Annotated in this window: 1 protein-coding gene and 1 pseudogene; both read left to right on the top strand. The window is 48.7% G+C overall.

The window, feature by feature from the left end; translation table 11 throughout:
• A partial coding sequence (locus tag ACTHUM_RS15435; protein WP_440403343.1) for an ABC transporter ATP-binding protein occupies positions 1-619 on the top strand: 619 nt, incomplete at its 5' end.
• Between the two features lie 15 nt (positions 620-634).
• Positions 635-943: pseudogene (locus ACTHUM_RS15430) on the top strand (putrescine/spermidine ABC transporter permease); the annotation flags it as partial.

Genomic DNA, 943 nt, shown 5'->3' with positions numbered 1-943 from the left:
TTTGGGCGCACTCGATAAAAAACTGCGCCAACAAACCCAACTGGAATTGGTCAACACGCTGGAACAAGTCGGCGTAACCTGCATCATGGTTACCCACGACCAAGAAGAAGCGATGACGATGGCTACCCGTATCGCCATTATGTCCGACGGCCAATTGCGCCAAGTCGGTACGCCTAGCGACGTGTACGACTATCCTAACAGCCGCTTTACTGCCGAATTTATCGGCGAAACCAATATTTTTGACGGCGTCGTCATTGATGACCGCGCCGATTTCTCCATCGTCAAATGTGACGGCTTGGAAAACCACGTCCGCATCGACCATGGTTTGGGCGTTCCGAACGACCATGAAATTTGGATCAGCATCCGCCCTGAAGACATTGATTTGCACAAAGAGAAACCGGAACACTTAGGCGCACACAACTGGGCTCAAGGCACAGTCAAAGAGATTGCCTATCTGGGCAGCTTTGCGATTTACCATATCAAACTCGCCAACGGCCGTGTCGTCAAAAGCCAAGTTCCCGCACCTTATTGGTATGTGCGCAACATTACACCGCCGACTTGGGACGAAACTGTCTATATCAGCTGGCCTGAAAACCAACCTACGCCTCTGTACAGTTAATTTGAGGGAAATGCAATGGACCTTAAAAAACTGAAAAACAAACTGTTCCGCCGTCCTGGACAGCGTGCAGTGATTGCCGTGCCGTATATTTGGCTTTTGATTCTGTTTCTGATTCCGTTCGCCATCGTATTGAAAATCAGCTTTGCCGAACAAGAAATCGCTATTCCGCCATTTACGCCGTTGACGACGATTGATGAAGACTTAGGCCGTCTGAACATTGCCATCAGCTATCAGAACTACGCCGACATCTTCCAAAACTTTTGGAATACGCTCAATCCGTTTGGCGACAGTGAAAACAGCAATATCTATTTGATGACCTACTGG

It is taken from the genome of Neisseria sp. P0021.S006 (assembly GCF_051956895.1).
The sequence above is the reverse complement of the archived record's forward strand: the minus strand, read 5'-3'. Positions and strand labels throughout refer to the sequence as shown.